The sequence below is a fragment of the Corynebacterium tuberculostearicum genome, assembly GCF_016894265.1.
Lineage (GTDB): Bacteria > Actinomycetota > Actinomycetes > Mycobacteriales > Mycobacteriaceae > Corynebacterium > Corynebacterium tuberculostearicum_D.
This window is the reverse complement of the sequence record NZ_CP069791.1, coordinates 2,386,683-2,400,280: the sequence shown is the minus strand read 5'-3', so window position 1 is coordinate 2,400,280 and position 13,598 is coordinate 2,386,683. Positions and strand designations below refer to the sequence as shown.

13 protein-coding genes and 2 pseudogenes are annotated in these 13,598 nt (G+C 61.4%); 8 read left to right on the top strand and 7 right to left on the bottom strand.

Translation table 11 applies throughout. The annotated features are described in order from the left end of the window. Positions 1-105: 105 nt before the first annotated feature. From I6J28_RS11450 to I6J28_RS11435, 5 genes are all read right to left on the bottom strand, one after another. Complete coding sequence (locus I6J28_RS11450) at positions 106-1,596, bottom strand: alpha-amylase family protein (RefSeq protein ID WP_204610033.1); 1,491 nt, start codon at positions 1,594-1,596, stop codon at positions 106-108. Beyond that, entirely contained in the window at positions 1,593-1,778 is a 186-nt protein-coding gene (locus tag I6J28_RS11830; protein ID WP_239454609.1) for a hypothetical protein, read from the bottom strand. The genes I6J28_RS11450 and I6J28_RS11830 overlap by 4 nt, the downstream gene beginning before the upstream one ends. Then, complete coding sequence (locus I6J28_RS11445) at positions 1,778-2,599, bottom strand: carbohydrate ABC transporter permease (RefSeq protein ID WP_204610031.1); 822 nt, start codon at positions 2,597-2,599, stop codon at positions 1,778-1,780. The genes I6J28_RS11830 and I6J28_RS11445 overlap by 1 nt, the downstream gene beginning before the upstream one ends. Then, positions 2,599-3,603: a carbohydrate ABC transporter permease gene (locus tag I6J28_RS11440; RefSeq protein WP_370658779.1), complete on the bottom strand. Its 1,005-nt coding sequence runs from the start codon at positions 3,601-3,603 to the stop codon at positions 2,599-2,601. Before I6J28_RS11440 ends, I6J28_RS11445 begins: the two co-directional genes overlap by 1 nt. 122 nt (positions 3,604-3,725) lie before the next feature. Then, positions 3,726-4,976, bottom strand: coding sequence for an ABC transporter substrate-binding protein (locus I6J28_RS11435; RefSeq protein ID WP_204610029.1), 1,251 nt, complete (start codon positions 4,974-4,976; stop codon positions 3,726-3,728). A 400-nt stretch (positions 4,977-5,376) separates the two neighbouring features. Here I6J28_RS11435 and I6J28_RS11430 point away from each other — a divergent pair, with 400 nt between their 5' ends. The 4 genes and pseudogenes from I6J28_RS11430 to I6J28_RS12035 form a co-directional block, all read left to right on the top strand. After that, the gene (locus I6J28_RS11430; protein ID WP_204610027.1) at positions 5,377-7,029 is read left to right on the top strand and encodes an ABC-F family ATP-binding cassette domain-containing protein; all 1,653 of its coding nucleotides are present in this window, start codon (positions 5,377-5,379) and stop codon (positions 7,027-7,029) included. After that, positions 7,026-8,270 (top strand): MFS transporter, encoded by a 1,245-nt coding sequence (locus tag I6J28_RS11425; protein ID WP_204610026.1) that lies wholly within the window; start codon positions 7,026-7,028, stop codon positions 8,268-8,270. The genes I6J28_RS11430 and I6J28_RS11425 overlap by 4 nt, the downstream gene beginning before the upstream one ends. Then, positions 8,270-8,389, top strand: a pseudogene (locus I6J28_RS12040) (IS481 family transposase); the annotation flags it as partial. The gene I6J28_RS11425 and the pseudogene I6J28_RS12040, both read left to right, overlap by 1 nt. Positions 8,390-8,449: 60 nt before the next feature. Beyond that, positions 8,450-8,736: pseudogene (locus I6J28_RS12035) on the top strand (integrase core domain-containing protein); the annotation flags it as partial. 5 nt (positions 8,737-8,741) lie between these two features. Here the strand turns inward: I6J28_RS12035 and I6J28_RS11415 are convergent. Beyond that, entirely contained in the window at positions 8,742-9,734 is a 993-nt protein-coding gene (locus I6J28_RS11415) for an ABC transporter ATP-binding protein (RefSeq protein WP_204610025.1), read from the bottom strand. A gap of 44 nt (positions 9,735-9,778) precedes the next feature. On the opposite strand from I6J28_RS11415, the gene I6J28_RS11410 reads away from it, so the two are divergent. Together I6J28_RS11410 and I6J28_RS11405 are read left to right on the top strand one after the other, a co-directional pair. Continuing rightward, positions 9,779-10,663 (top strand): biotin--[acetyl-CoA-carboxylase] ligase, encoded by an 885-nt coding sequence (locus I6J28_RS11410; protein ID WP_204610021.1) that lies wholly within the window; start codon positions 9,779-9,781, stop codon positions 10,661-10,663. A gap of 37 nt (positions 10,664-10,700) precedes the next feature. Then, the gene (locus I6J28_RS11405) at positions 10,701-11,141 is read left to right on the top strand and encodes a hypothetical protein (protein WP_005326709.1); all 441 of its coding nucleotides are present in this window, start codon (positions 10,701-10,703) and stop codon (positions 11,139-11,141) included. Here the strand turns inward: I6J28_RS11405 and budA are convergent. Further along, on the bottom strand, positions 11,119-11,850 hold the full coding sequence (gene budA / locus I6J28_RS11400) for an acetolactate decarboxylase (protein ID WP_204610019.1): 732 nt from the start codon (positions 11,848-11,850) through the stop codon (positions 11,119-11,121). The two genes, I6J28_RS11405 and budA, sit on opposite strands and share 23 nt — an antisense overlap. Before the next feature lie 79 nt (positions 11,851-11,929). On the opposite strand from budA, the gene I6J28_RS11395 reads away from it, so the two are divergent. Together I6J28_RS11395 and purE are read left to right on the top strand one after the other, a co-directional pair. Next, on the top strand, positions 11,930-13,045 hold the full coding sequence (locus I6J28_RS11395; protein WP_239454676.1) for a 5-(carboxyamino)imidazole ribonucleotide synthase: 1,116 nt from the start codon (positions 11,930-11,932) through the stop codon (positions 13,043-13,045). Positions 13,046-13,069: 24 nt separating this feature from the next. Then, on the top strand, positions 13,070-13,570 hold the full coding sequence (purE, locus tag I6J28_RS11390) for a 5-(carboxyamino)imidazole ribonucleotide mutase (RefSeq protein ID WP_204610015.1): 501 nt from the start codon (positions 13,070-13,072) through the stop codon (positions 13,568-13,570). Positions 13,571-13,598: the final 28 nt, after the last annotated feature.

The window sequence follows — 13,598 nt, the reverse complement described above, 5'->3', positions numbered from 1 at the left end:
TAAGTAGAGCGCCCCGTCGGTCCACAAGGACCGACGGGGCGCTTCTTCTCTGTGCGTTGCGGTGTAGCTTTGGGGAGAGGGAGGGCTGCGGCTGCGCGCTTAGACTTAGGCCGGCAGCCAGGCGTAACCATACGGCCCGAGCTCTACTGGCCCGAGATCGATGGACCGATCGCTGAAGTTGTGCAGGCACAGCAAATTGCCGCGCTGGTAGCCAAGGACGGCCTCTTCGCCCGTCTCGACCGGCTCGCACGGAGCGGTGCCGAGATCCGGATGAGCATGGCGCTCAGCAATCATGGAGCGGACGGTGTTAAGCAAAGAGGTGGCGTCATCAAGCTGGGCGGCCACAGAGGTGCCTCCCACAATGGGAAAGCGGGAGGGGGCGCTAGTGCTGAAGCCAGCGTGCTCGGAATCGTCCCACTGCATAGGGGTACGCACCGCATAGCGGTCTGGGAGCGTGGTGTCATCGAGCATGCCAATCTCATCGCCGTAGTAAATAAACGGTGCGCCCGGCAGGGTCATCAGGAGGGAGAACATTAGCTCCACTTTGCGGCGGTCGCCGTTCATCAGCGGCATCAGACGGCGGGCAATGCCCACGTGAGCGCGCATGCCTTCTTCAGGCAGGTAGGCCTGGTACATCAGGTCGCGTACGCTATCGTCCACCATCTCTAGGGTGAGCTCATCGTGGTTGCGCAGGAAGGTTCCCCACTGGCAGCCTTCCGGAAGCTGGGGCAGTTCGTCGAGGATGGAGTAGACCGGGGTGGCGTCGCCAAGCGCCAAAGCTTGGTATAGCCGCGGCATGACCGGGAAGTTGAAGACCATGTGGAAGCGCTCGCCCTGGCCATAGAATTGCATGGTTTCGGCAGGCGGTTGGTTAGCCTCTGCGATAAGCACCGCGTCTGGGTAGTGGGCGTCCATAAAGGAGCGAACCTTTTCCACAAACTCGATGGTCTCCGGCAGGGATTCGCCGCCTGCATCGTCGCGCTCAAAGAGATAAGCAATAGCATCGAGGCGCAGGCCGTCCAAACCCTTGTCCATCCAGAAGGACAAGATCTTGAATACTTCCTCCTGTACTGCCGGGTTATCATAGTTCAGATCCGGCTGGTGGGAGTAAAAGCGGTGGAAGTAATACTGGCCGCGCTTATCATCCCAGGTCCAATTGGAAGTCTCCACGTCGGTGAAAATGACGCGGATCTCGGGGTAGCGCTCTGGGTCATCGCCCCAGACATAGAAATCTCCGTAGGGTCCATCGGGATCTGTGCGCGAGGCCTGGAACCACGGGTGATCGGAGCTGGTGTGGTTGAGCGCCAGATCCGTCATAATGCGCATGCCGCGGCGGTGCAGCTCCGCAATGAGCTCTTCAAAGTCTTCCATCGAGCCATAATTTGGGTGGATAGAGTAGTAGTCCGCGATATCGTAGCCATCATCGCGCAGGGGGCTGGCATAAAAAGGAGAAAGCCACAGGCAGTCCACGCCGAGCCACTGGAGGTAATCCAGCTTATCGATGACCCCGCGCAGCGTGCCTACCTCCTTATCGCCATCGGCCTTAAAGGAGCCGACGAGGGCTTGGTAGAAGACGGCATTGTGGTACCAGCTCATGAAAGGTCCTTTCTTTTTGCCCACCAGGTCAGATAGGTAAGGAGACACAGGGCACCGGCAAGAAGGCCGGGCCATAGGGCGGGGGAGTCGTGGAAGAGATTGAGTACAGCTTGAATAACCGCGAGGACGCTAAAGAAACCGAGGAAACCCAGGGCGGTATCCCACAGGATGGCCCGGCGCATTAGGCCTTGACACCGCCCGCGGTCAGTCCGGCGACGATGCGGTGCTGGAAGACGAGCACCATAATGATCAAGGGGATGGTCACCAGCGCGCCAGCGGCCATAGTGGCGGCATAGGGGTACTCGAAAGCCGAGGGGCCGGAGAAGCGCGCGATGGCCACGGTCACCGGCTCGGTATCGGTGGTGGAGAGTTGCTTGGCCAGCATGAACTCGTTCCACGTGGTGATAAAGGCGATAATCGCGGTGGTAAAAAGCGCGGGGGCCGCAAGCGGCAGAAGCACTAGGCGGAAGGCCTGGGAACGCGAGGCCCCATCCACCCGGGCTGCTTCTTCCAGTTCCCAGGGAAGCTGGCGGAAAAAGCTCAGCAGCGTGTAGACCGTAAGCGGCAGCGCGAAGGAAATATTGGGGATGATCATCGCGCGGTAGGTACCAATCCATTCCAGGTTGCCAAAGAGCTGGAAGAGTGGAGTGACCAAGGCGATGGCCGGGAACATGGAGGCGGCCAGGATAATGCCGGTGACGATTCCCTTCCCCGGGAAGTCATACCGGGAGAGCGCATAGGCGGTAAAGACGCCAATGAGCACGGCCACTGCGGTGGTCACAAGGGAGATAAGCAGCGAGTTACCGAGGGCGGCCAGGAAGTCATTGCCCTTATCGGTAGCCAAGGCATCGCGGAAATTATCCAGCGTGACGTGGGTGGGCCACGGAGTGGTATCGAAGGTGAAGCGCTGATCCCGCAGCGCGGTTACCAGCATCCAGTAAAAGGGCGCCAAGCCCCAGAACATGATGAAGACGATGCCGGCGTAGTGTCCGAATTTACGCATTATTTAGCTGCCTTCCTGCCGGAGACATCCGCGCCAAGGAAGCGGATGAGGATAAAGGCGACGACGAAGATGAGGAGGAATATAAGAGTGGAGAGCGCGGAGGCGGAATTGAAGTTGCCCTGGCGCATATCCTCTACCACCAGCTGGGAGATGGTCGCGGTGGGGGAATTGGAGGAGCTAGAAATCATGATGACCGGTAGGTCATACATGCGCAGCGCATCCAGGGTGCGGAAGAGCACGGCCACCATGAGCGCCGGGCGCACCAGCGGGAGCGTGATGCGGAAGAAGGTCTGAATACGGTTGGCGCCGTCCACACGGGCGGCATCGTAAACGTCCTTCGGGATCATCTGCAGGCCGGCTAGGATGAGCAGCGCCATGAATGGTGCTGTCTTCCATACGTCCGCGATGATGACAGCCAGGCGAGCGTAGAACGGGTCCGTGGTCCAAGCAATGTCCGCACCAAGCAGCGAGTTGATGATGCCCTCCGGGGCGAACATGAACTGCCACAGCTTGGCTGTGACGGCCGTAGGAATGGCCCAGGGGATAAGCACCGCAGCGCGCACCAGGCCGCGGCCGCGGTACTCACCATTCATAATGAGCGCCATCAGCATGCCCAGGATGGTCTCCAGTAGCACGGTAACGATGGTGAAAAAGAGCGTGATCTTGACCGCCGGCCAAAAGTCCGTGGCGATAACGCCCGGCGGGCAGGTAGAAATCTGACCAGTGCCGGAAACACACCGGTTATTAATCCAGTACAGGTAATTTTCCAGCCCGGCAAAGCCGCCCTCCTCAAAAAGCCCCGTCTGCGGGTTGAGCTGCCTATTGCCTTGGAAGGACAGGACAATGGCGCGGATGATGGGGTAGCCGATAATGACGGCGAGCACGATGAGCGCCGGAGCAATCAGCCCGGCCACGCGCCCATAATTCTTACGCTGGGGCTTCGGCGCGCTTGCCGACGCCCCCTTCGGCGCCCCCTTGGACGCAGTCGGCGAAGCTATAGCCACGCTGGACCGCCTTTCTGTTCAAGAAATGCTAAGTATTGGCTAGATTCTATCCCCTTTAGGGGAGTGAAAACCACAAAGGGTGAGGCGGCGGGGTGTCCGCCTACCTCACCCGGATTGGGCGTTTAGCCCTGGGAAGCCGATTCGATGGCCGCCTTCATATCGGCGGTGGCATCATCCACTGACTTGCCATCCGTCAATGCAGCATAGGCATTGTCTTGGATGGCCTTGGAAATCGCCGAGTAGAACGGGGAAACCGGGCGCGGTGCCGCGTTCTCCAGAGATTCCTTGAGTGCTGGCAGGTACGGGAATTCCTGCTGCAGCTGCGGGTCATCGTAGATGGAAGCCAAGACTGGCGGGAAGGACTGCTCCGCAAAAGACTTCTGGTTGTCCTCGTTGATGATGAACTTCATAAACTCGAGCGCAGTGCCCTTATTCTTGGAGTTGATATTGATGCCGTTGTTATAGCCACCCAGCGTGGAAACGCCTACTCCGTCCTTGCCCAGCGGGGCCTGGACCTCGACGTCGACGCCGGCATCAACCGCATTGGAATACATATACGGCCAGTTCATGGCAAAGGCAGTCTTGCCTTCGGTAAACGCCATATTGGTTTCTTCCTCGGTGGCGGCGGTGGAGTCCTTGGAGATGGTCTCCTCCTTGTACGCATCCACCATGGCCTGAAGGCCGTCCTTGGCTTCCTTAGAATCCACGGTGACGTTGCCGTCCTTATCCAAGACGGAGCCGCCCCAGCCTTCCATGAAGTCGGCGGTATTGAGCGCAAGGCCTTCGTACTGCTTGAACTGGGTGGTCAGGCAGCTCTTGCCCTTTTCCAGCGCCTTACATGCGGATTTAAGATCTGCGAACTTCTCGGGAGCCTTATCCGCGAGCTCGGTATTGCGGAAAAGCAGCTGGCCGTTGGTGTTTTGCGGCAGCGCGTAAAGTACGTCGTTATAGGTGGCGGACTCTACGGTAGCTGGCAGCAGCTCATCCGTATTGGTTTCAAAGTCACCATTGAGGGGCTGGAGCCACTGGTTGGCGGCGAACTCCGCAGTCCACACGACGTCCAGCGCCATGACGTCGTAATCATCGCTGCCCGCCTGGAGGGACTGCACGAGGGTCTCGCGTTGAGCGTCAGCCTCGCCGGCCAGCTCCTTGAGCGTGACCTTCTCTTCTGGGTGCTGCTCGTTCCACTTTTCGATGATGGGGGTTACCTTGTCCGTGTCATTTTTGCCCATGGCAAAGGTGATGGGGCCGCGCGCATCCGCGCCGCCTTCAGCGGAACCGTCTGCAGCGGAATCGGAGGAGGACGAAGAGCAGCCGGCCAGTGCCAGAACTGCGGTGGCCGCAACGGTAGTGCGAAGCAGGAATTTCTGCATGGAAATCACCTTTCGGAAAACTTTCGTTTCTTTAAACCTAAAATACGGAAACCAAAAGGTGGATAATTTTGGCCTATTTAACTCTAAACGGGGGTAGTAAGGGGGAAGCGGCTGGCTGATCCGTGTACCTGCTGCACGACGGCCTAGATGCCTTCGCGGCTAAGTCGCCTCCGTGGGGATTCGTGGGTGCTAGTTGTATTGACCTGAGATTTTAATTGATTTGCTGAGAGCCGCCCCGCTGGGTAAACTCTGCCGCATGTACTCAGGCATCGCTTCCATGAAGCTACGTTCCGCCCGCTGACGGCGGCGAGACCCCTTCTGATCTTTCGTCTGCCGTCCTGGCCACCTGCCGGGCGGCCATCTTGTGCTGCCCGGCTCCATGACGAGCTGAGAGTATGCAATGCCAAACACATCAACCTTGCGGTCATGTGTGTGGAATGGAACGCCCCAAGGGCCCGCCGCACACATCCGCGCCGAATCAATCCACATCACCTTGGGGGACAGGCACCTCCTGAACGGGCTGGACGTCACCGTCTCCGCCGGCTCACGTCTGGCGATCGTCGGCGACAACGGTCGTGGCAAGACCACCTTGCTTCACATTTTGGCCGGGATCCTGACCCCTGACTCGGGAGTAGTGACCCAGATGGGTTCCCGCGTCTTGGTTAAGCAGGACATGTCTGCCGAGGGCAACCGCACCGTCGGCGACCTCATCGCCGAAGCGACTGCTCCCTCTAGGTCTGCGCTCGAGGCCCTTGACGCGGCGAGCGCTGCACTCGCCGCGGGTGACGACGCGGCCGATGCCTATTCCGCAGCGCTCGAGACCGCCACGCTACTGGATGCCTGGGACGCAGAAAGGCGGGTGGACATCGCACTGGCAGGCCTCGACGCCTGCAGCGACCGCGCTCGCATCCTGTCGACCTTGTCGGTCGGACAACGCTACCGTGTCCGGCTCGCCGTCGCACTTGGTTCGACCCCCGACCTGCTCCTGTTGGATGAGCCCACCAACCACCTGGATGCTGCAGGACTGGCTTTTCTAACCGAGCGACTGCGTGACCACCCTGGGGGCCTGGCTCTGGTCAGCCACGACCGCGCGCTGCTGCGTGATGTGGCGACGACCTTCCTGGATCTCGACCCGACCCGAGATGGTGTCCCGCGAACCTACTCGGGCGGCTACCAAGGCTGGATTGAAGGCCGCCGACGAGAACGCCTCATGTGGGAACAGGACCACGCCGCCCAGGTCGCCCGACACGAGGAACTGACACGCGCTGCAGCCGAGGCGCGCTCCCGCCTATCCCAGGGTGGATGGAGACCTGCCAAGGGCACAGGCAAGCACCAACGCGCCACGCGCGCTCCTGGAGTGGTCCAAGCCTTCAACCGACGTATCGAAGACTTGAAAAGTCATGAAATCGACGTCCCGCCGCCGCCACTGCGTCTTGCATGGCCCGCCTCGGCAACCCGTGCCGGACAGAGCATCATGAACGCCACCCTGGTTACTGTGAAGGACCGGTTGGACGCTCCGGTCTCGGTCGACGTGAACGGCGGTGACCGGTTGGTGGTCACCGGACCGAACGGCGCGGGAAAATCCACCCTGTTGGTACTTCTCGCAGGGCGGCTGGCCTCCACCACGGGACATGTGCGAGTTAATCCGAGAGCGCGCATCGCTCTGCTGTCCCAAGAGGTCCCCGACTGGGACCGCTCCAGCCCTGCACACGAGGTCTATGAGGCGTACCTGGCGAAGCTAGGCCGTCGAGCTCAGGCGCCGTCCCTCGGCTCGCTCGGGCTGCTCGAAGCCTCCGCAACCGGCACGCCGGTGGGGCGCTTGTCGCAAGGACAGCAACGCCGTCTCCACCTGGCCATGTGTCTGGCCCAGGATCCAGACCTGCTGCTCCTGGACGAGCCCACCAATCATCTGTCCTCGATCCTCGTTGATGACATCACCACCGAGCTGCTGCAGACCTCCTGCGCGGTGATCGTTGCCACGCATGACCGGCAGATGCTCCACGACCTGGCCGACTGGCCCCACCTGAACCTTGACCTGAAGGACATGCCATGAACCCGCTTCACCCCTTGACCATCCCCACGTACCGTCAGCTGTTCGCAGCGATGGTGCTGACCATCTTCGCCCAGGGTGCCTGGGCCCTCTACCTTGCCATGCAGACCCTCGACCTGGGCGCCACGCCAGCCGCCCTGTCGGGTGTCGTAGTCTGGAGCGGCATTGGCCTGCTTGCAGGATCCCTCCCAGCTGGCGTAATCGCAGACCGGTTCCCCAATAAGTCCGTCATCGTGAGCGTGCTCACCCTGAACCTCACCATCGCGACCGCGACGTCCACGGCAGCAATCCTCGACATTGTCACCTTCTGGATGCTCGCGGTCTCCGCGTTCATCATTGGCACTTCAACCGCATTCTTCTTCCCCGCCTACACGGCGCTGGTGCCAGTCTTGGTGGACGGCGACGACTTAATGGCCGTCAACGGCCTCGAAGGCGCCGCCCGCCCGTTGGTCGGACAGGCACTTGCGCCCGCCGCCGTCGGAGCGGTCATCGGTGCCAGCATGCCCGCCGCTGGCGGATACCTCATCGCAGCAGCACTCGGACTTGCCCTGCTTGCGGCTCTGCAGCTTCCCGCCCCCACCCGCGCCGAGTCCGAGGCCGACGGTGCGGAAGACTCACTGATCACCGACCTGCTCGACGGCTTCCGCTACGTTTCCCGCACACGTTGGGTCCGCTCCAGTGTCCTGTTCGCGGCCGTCATGGGACTGGTAGTGACTGGACCACTCGAAGTCCTCCTACCCGCCCTCATGCGCTCATCGCATGACAACGGACCTGCTCTCTACGGGGCCGTCCTGGCTGCCCTCGGCGCGGGCGGGGTGGTGGGTTCTCTGCTAGCTGGGTCGTGGCGCACACCGGAACGCTTCCTGCCGGCCATGGTCGGTGCCTGGGTGATCGGATGCCTGCCCCTGTCCATCCCGGCGCTCACCAGCAATTCGTGGGCCATCGGCGCAGGCCTCGCGTTCTACGGGGCGCTGATCGGGATCGGAATGGTCATCTGGGGAGCAGTACTCCAAGAACACGTCCCCTTGGAGATGCTCGGCCGGGTCGCCAGCCTCGACTTCTTTATATCCATCGCCTTCATGCCTCTGTCAATCGCTCTCACCGGACTCCTCAGCCGCCACATCGACATCAGAACTCTGTTTATCGCCGCCGGCCTAGTGCCACTGGCCACGGGAGCACTCCTCGCAGCCCTGGGACAACTCAAGATGCCGCAGAAGACGCTTGTCGAAGCAGGAGAGGATTAATGCATGCCAACGCCATCCTCACACCTCGCCACCGCTCGGAGGTCGCCCAACTCCTCGTCGACGACGGATGGCCGATTAGCGAGGTCGCTGCCCGCTTCCAAGTCTCATGGCCGACCGTATCTTCTCGTCCTGCCATTTCAACCGGCTGACTCGCGTCGGCCGCGCTACGAGCATGACCACCCCGGAGCAAGCCCTACGACCCGTGGATAGGCACGGTCTACGTCCACGCCGTCATCGACGACTACTTCTGCCTCGTCTACGCCGAGATTCACGATGGCGAAACCGCAATCACCGCCACCGCGGTCCTGGTGGGGTTGGCGAGTGATTCAACGCCCACCGGTATACTTCCGAAACCGAACGCCGCGGTGAGCTCGACGCCTGGCTGCATTACTACAACCGGCATCGTCCCCACACTGCGTGTGGAGACCAGCCGCCGTTTACACGTTTGACTTACGGCTCCGGTTAGTTCAGCTAGTCCTGGGCGATGCGACGGCCCGTTTCCGGGTCGAAGCGGTGCGCCTCACGTGGGTTGAAGGTCAGCACCACCTCTTCACCGCGCTGCGGTGGGGTACCTTCGGCGCGGGCGACCAACCTATTCTCGCCCACGGTGACATAGACATAAGACTCTGCGCCCAGCTCTTCCACAATGTCCACCACGCCTTGGAAGCCCACCGGGCCTTTGTTGATAAACATCTTTTCTGGGCGCACGCCTACGCGGGAACCGTTGTAGTCAAAGATATTCATGGCTGGCGAGCCGATGAAGCCGGCGACGAATTCGTTCGCGGGGGCGTCGTAAAGCTCGCGCGGCGGGGCTACCTGCTGCAGCTCGCCGTCCTTGAGCACCGCCACGCGGTCGCCCATGGTCATAGCCTCCACCTGGTCATGGGTGACATACACCGTCGTCGTGCCCAGGCGCTGCTGGAGGCTGGCCAGCTCCGCGCGGGTCTGCACGCGCAACTTGGCATCCAGGTTGGACAGCGGCTCGTCCATGAGGAAGGCCTTCGGCTCGCGGACAATGGCCCGGCCCATGGCCACGCGCTGGCGCTGGCCGCCGGACAGATCCTTGGGCTTGCGCTTGAGATACTCGGTCAGGCCGAGCGTTTCCGCCGCCTCGTGCACCTTGGCTTTGATCTCGGATTTGGGAAGCTTCGCCAGCTTCAGGGCAAAGCCCATGTTTTCCTCCACCGTCAGGTGTGGGTAGAGGGCATAGTTCTGGAAGACCATGGCGATATCGCGATCGCCTGGTTCCAGGTTGGTCACGTCCTTGCCGTCGATGGTGATGCGGCCGCTGGAGGTAGGTTCCAGGCCCGCCAGCGCGCGTAGCGTTGTGGACTTGCCGCAGCCCGATGGACCAACGAGGACTAGGAATTCGCCGTCCGCGATATCGAGGTCCAAGTCTTTTACCGTGGGCGCGCTCGCGCCGGGGTAGGTGATGTTGACCTTTTCAAAAGTGACCTTTGCCATGCGCAACACACTAGCACCATTGGCGGCCGGTATCCTTGAAGCTTATGACTGCACTTGATTTGGAACGCATTCGCACCGCGCTGGCGGACGATTTCACCACCATCGATTTCGTGGAAAAGACCGGCTCCACCAATACCGATTTGATGCAGGCCACCAATGTTGCGGATGGCACCGTGCTGCTTGCCGACGAACAACTTTCCGGCAAGGGCCGCCTCGGCCGCACTTGGACCGCGCCGGCCGGCTCCCAGGTCATTTTCTCCGTGCTGTTGCTGCCGGAATCCCTCGAGCACCTGGGCACCCTGCCGCTGGCCGCGGGCCTCGCGGTGACCGATTCGATCGAGGGCACCGTGCTTAAATGGCCGAACGACGTGCATATCGACGGCAATAAGCTGTGCGGCATCCTCGCCGAGGCCGGTCCCGTGGGCCAAGCCTTCAAGGCCGCGCCGAAGACCGAGCTCACCAAGGTGGAGGTAGGCAAGGCCGAAGTCAACAAGGCCGAGGTCAACAAGGCCGAAGTAAATAAGGCTGAAGTCAATAAAGCAGAGGTCAATAAGGCAGTAGGTGGCGCCGCACCATCCGCGCGCGTCGTCGTGGGCATGGGCATCAATGTCACCCTGACTCGTGAGGATCTACCGATTGAAAAGGCCACCTCGCTCGCACTCGAAGGCCGCGATACGGACCGCACCGAGCTGGCCATTACCGTGTTGAAGAACCTGCGCCGTCGCATCGTGCAATGGGAGAACCAGGATCCGCAGCTTCTGCACGACTACCGTGCGGTCTGCTCCTCGCTCGGCCAGGAGGTGCGCCTAGAAACCCCGTCCGGCGATGTCACCGGGCACGTCGATGAAATCGGCGAGGACGGCCGCATCATGGTCGCCGGCGAGTACTACTCCGCAGGTGATGTCACGCACCTGCGCCCACAGCAGTAAACCACCACAGTAGACACGCGAGGTAGCATCCATAGCTATGGGACTAATGAAGATGGGCCAAGGTGAGGTCAAGCGCGCGGATGTCTCCGCGCCGTTTCGCGCGCTGATTTTCCCCTTCCTCGAGCTCATCCTCATCACCGGCCTGCTGTGGATCGCCATCGGCTGGTGCGATGTCCAAGCAGTAGACCCGATGCTGCGAAATGGTCTCGTCGCGGTATGGGCGCTGCTGGGAATCTGGCGCTTTGTCATTCCTCTTTATAAGGCCCGCCGCAAGCGCTTCATCGTGACTAATAGGCGCGTCATCGCGCGCGAGGGCCGAAATATTGATTCGATTCCGCTGCAGGATATCCGCGGCGCCCGCAAGCGCCGGGGCGGGGTATCCCTAGCAATTCACGGCTGGGACCGGGCCATGTATTTTCCCAACGTGGCCAAGCCCAAGCGCGTGGCCGAGATTATTAATGATCGCCCTTGGTTTTAACCTCGGTGGTGTGAAGTTGGCTATCTAGATCCTCGGGGGAGAGGTTAGCTCGGCTAAATTCTTGTGTCAGCGGCAGGCGCAGCTCTAGGTCGGAGGCGGGGCAGAGCTCAACCGTTGCCTTATCCACTACGTAGTCCAGCACGTGGCCACCGGAGGTACGGGCGGCGTCGATAAAGTGCACGTGGCAGCCCGGTACCGAGATTCCCTTTTCATAGACGGGGGTGCGGAAGCCGCCGATGACACCCTCGACGTCCTTAAAGTGCAGCTCCTTATCGCCGCCCACGGCCTCAGACATTGGCGGGTAGGGCTTTTCTTGTTTGACCACCGTGCGGGTGGTCACCTCCTTGAACGTGCCCACGATGCGCACCGCGTACATGTAGTTGGCGGAAGGCTCGAGCTTATCGATGAACGCGGAAAGCTGATCGCGGCGCAGGCCCGCGGGGGCGTCGGCAGTAATGCGCGGGACAAAGTTCGTGGCCACCGCGTAGGGCGTGCGCTGGTCTAGGTCTGCAATCTGCGCGGAGCCATCGCCGCGCAGCTGGTAGCAGGTGCCGTCCAAAATGATCATCTCTCCGTCGAGGCCATCAAAGGTGCCGAGGCCAAAATTGCCCTTACCAAGCAGTTCCGAAATGGTCATTTCGCCGTCATAAATGCCGTCCAGCAAAGCGGTCATGAGGGAATTTTGGAAGATGGTATGACGAGTGAACATAGTATCCAGGCTAGTATTGGGGGACGTGAGTGACTTAAAGCCTATTGTAACTGTGTGTGGCGACGGCCAGCTGGCTCGCATGATGCAGCCGGCCGCCGCGGAACTCGATATTCACCTGCGGATTCTGGCTAGCAAGCCGGATTCCTCCGCCGCGCAGGTCACCCCGGACGTGGTGCTGGGGGATTACACCTCCTTGGAGGAGCTGCGTGGCGTGGCAGAGGGCGCGGATGCCATTACCTTCGAGCATGAGCATGTGCCCAACGAGCACTCCGCCGCGCTTATCGACGCCGGATTTAACGTCCAGCCCCAGCCCACCGCCCTCATCTATGCGCAGGACAAGCTCAAGATGCGCGAAAAGCTCGCCGCGCTGGGCGCTCCCGTGCCGCGCTTTGCCGCCATCGACTCGGTGGCCGATGCCCGCGCCTTTTTCGACGCCGTCGATGGCCGCGTGTGCCTCAAGGCCCGCCGCGGTGGTTATGACGGCAAGGGCGTATGGTTCCCCACCGCCGATAATTGCTTTGAGCTGGTCTCCGAGCTGCTTGAGGCCGGAACCCCGCTGATGGCAGAGGAAAAGGTGGAACTTACCCGCGAGCTTTCCATCTTGGTCGCCCGCCGTCCTTCCGGCGAGGCCAAGGTGTGGCCGATTACCCAATCCCGTCAGGAAAACGGCATCTGCGCCGAGGCCATTGCCCCCGCCCCCGGCCTTACACCGGAACTTTCCCAGCGCGCTTCCGAGTTGGGTCTGACCATCGCCGAGTCCCTCGGCGTGACCGGCGTGCTGGCCGTCGAACTCTTTGCCTTCGACGGCCCTGAGGGCGAGGATATCTCCGTCAACGAACTGGCCATGCGCCCGCATAACACCGGCCACTGGACCCAGGATGGCTGCGTGACCTCCCAATTTGAGCAGCACCTGCGCGCCGTGCTCGACCTCCCCTTGGGCGCAGTCGACGCGCTTGCACCCGTCACCGTGATGGCCAATGTCTTGGGCGCCGACGAAGATCCCGCCATGCCCATGCCGGAGCGTGTCCGTGAAGTAATGCAGCGCTACCCGCAGGCCAAGATTCACCTCTATGGGAAGGGCCACCGCCCTGGCCGCAAGATTGGCCACGTCAACGTCACCGGCGACTCCACCGAGGAAACCCTTTCCATTGCCCGCCAGGCCGCGCACTTCCTCGTGCACGCCGACTGGGCATAAAATTCTGCCTGTAGAAAGGACACTATGCAACCGCACGTAGGCATCATCATGGGCTCCGATTCCGATTGGCCCACCGTTGAACCCGCCGCTCAGGTCCTCGCGGACTTCGGCATCCCCTTCGAGGTCGGCGTGGTCAGCGCCCACCGCACCCCGGAAAAGATGCTGGCCTATGCCAAGGAAGCACACACCCGCGGGTTGAAGGCGATTATCGCCTGCGCCGGCGGTGCCGCGCACCTTCCCGGCATGGTCGCCGCGGCCACGCCGCTGCCGGTCATCGGTATCCCCCGCGCACTGAAGGATCTCGATGGTCTCGATTCCCTCCTATCCATCGTGCAGATGCCCAGTGGTGTGCCGGTAGCCACCGTCTCCATCGGCGGTGCAAAAAACGCAGGCCTGCTTGCTGCGCGCATCCTCGGCGCTGGCGATCCCGTCATCCAAGACAAGTTGGTGCACTACCAAAAGCAGATGGCCGAAGAGGTCGAGCAGAAGGATAAGAACCTGCGCGACAAGCTGCTGGGAGAGTAGTTCTCCGGTCTAAGGCCAAACAAAACAA

Excerpts from the sequence above, each read along its gene's own strand:
- I6J28_RS11450 (WP_204610033.1), bottom strand. The coding sequence starts at position 1,596 with ATGAGCTGGTACCACAATGCCGTCTTCTACCAAGCCCTCGTCGGCTCC.
- I6J28_RS11830 (WP_239454609.1), bottom strand. The coding sequence starts at position 1,778 with ATGCGCCGGGCCATCCTGTGGGATACCGCCCTGGGTTTCCTCGGTTTC.
- I6J28_RS11445 (WP_204610031.1), bottom strand. The coding sequence starts at position 2,599 with ATGCGTAAATTCGGACACTACGCCGGCATCGTCTTCATCATGTTCTGG.
- I6J28_RS11435 (WP_204610029.1), bottom strand. The coding sequence starts at position 4,976 with ATGCAGAAATTCCTGCTTCGCACTACCGTTGCGGCCACCGCAGTTCTG.
- I6J28_RS11430 (WP_204610027.1), top strand. The coding sequence starts at position 5,377 with ATGCCAAACACATCAACCTTGCGGTCATGTGTGTGGAATGGAACGCCC.
- I6J28_RS11425 (WP_204610026.1), top strand. The coding sequence starts at position 7,026 with ATGAACCCGCTTCACCCCTTGACCATCCCCACGTACCGTCAGCTGTTC.
- I6J28_RS11415 (WP_204610025.1), bottom strand. The coding sequence starts at position 9,734 with ATGGCAAAGGTCACTTTTGAAAAGGTCAACATCACCTACCCCGGCGCG.
- I6J28_RS11410 (WP_204610021.1), top strand. The coding sequence starts at position 9,779 with ATGACTGCACTTGATTTGGAACGCATTCGCACCGCGCTGGCGGACGAT.
- I6J28_RS11405 (WP_005326709.1), top strand. The coding sequence starts at position 10,701 with ATGGGACTAATGAAGATGGGCCAAGGTGAGGTCAAGCGCGCGGATGTC.
- budA (WP_204610019.1), bottom strand. The coding sequence starts at position 11,850 with ATGTTCACTCGTCATACCATCTTCCAAAATTCCCTCATGACCGCTTTG.
- I6J28_RS11395 (WP_239454676.1), top strand. The coding sequence starts at position 11,930 with ATGATGCAGCCGGCCGCCGCGGAACTCGATATTCACCTGCGGATTCTG.
- purE (WP_204610015.1), top strand. The coding sequence starts at position 13,070 with ATGCAACCGCACGTAGGCATCATCATGGGCTCCGATTCCGATTGGCCC.